Annotated in this window: 1 protein-coding gene; it reads right to left on the bottom strand. The window is 71.5% G+C overall.

Annotated elements, in window-relative coordinates; all coding sequences use genetic code 11:
* Window positions 1-92: 92 nt before the first annotated feature.
* Window positions 93-626 (bottom strand): DinB family protein, encoded by a 534-nt coding sequence (locus CCN42_RS40790; RefSeq protein ID WP_245877713.1) that lies wholly within the window; start codon window positions 624-626, stop codon window positions 93-95.
* Window positions 627-741: the final 115 nt, after the last annotated feature.

Raw genomic sequence — 741 nt, 5'->3', positions numbered from 1 at the left:
CCGCTATGTCACCTGGGTTCAAATCCCACACCCACCGCAGGCACTCACGTACGCGAAGGGGCACCCCGGTCACGGGGTGCCCCTTCCGCGTTCTAGCTGTGCTGCGCCCGGAGCAGTCGCAACTGCCCGATCTCCGCGACGTTCTTCATCAGCTCGGCGTTCACCCAGCCGATCATGTCGGCGACGGTGTACCGGGGGTCGGCGGGCCAGGGGAAGGGGGACGTCGCGTCCAGGGTGGCGGGGTCCAGGTGGTCGAGGGCCGTGAGCCAGTCCGTGCGCAGGGCGCGCAGCCAGGCCACGGCCGCAGGTCCGTCGCCTGGCCAGGTGATGTCGGTCCGGTCACGGGGTGGGCGTCCCTGGAGGTGGTCCTGAGCCGTGCTCCACCACCAGCCGATGTGCCAGGTCAGCCAGCCGATGGTGGGGACCGGCACGGGGTCGGGCTCGGTGTCCGCCCAGTCCGGGAGCCAGGTGCCGTCGGCGGTCGGGCGGACGGTCCAGGTGACCGGGGCGGGCTCCCAGAGGACGTCGTCCGGGGTCAGGCGGTCCAGGTGGTAGTCGAACAGCGCCCATGTCAGGTCGAACTGGTGGCGCAGCAACGTGACACGGGCGTCGGGGTGCGTGGTCAACGGCCCACTCCTGTGAGGCGAGCGCCCGCATGCCGTGCTGCTCCGGGTCGGCGGCCGGAGGTGAGGACTACGCGGGGCAGGGTCATGACCCTCACCCTAGGAGCACGGCCACCGC

Origin of the sequence: Streptomyces glaucescens, assembly GCF_002154375.1 — a bacterium.
Taxonomy (GTDB): Bacteria; Actinomycetota; Actinomycetes; order Streptomycetales; family Streptomycetaceae; genus Streptomyces; species Streptomyces glaucescens.
The sequence above is the reverse complement of the archived record's forward strand: the minus strand, read 5'-3'. Positions and strand labels throughout refer to the sequence as shown.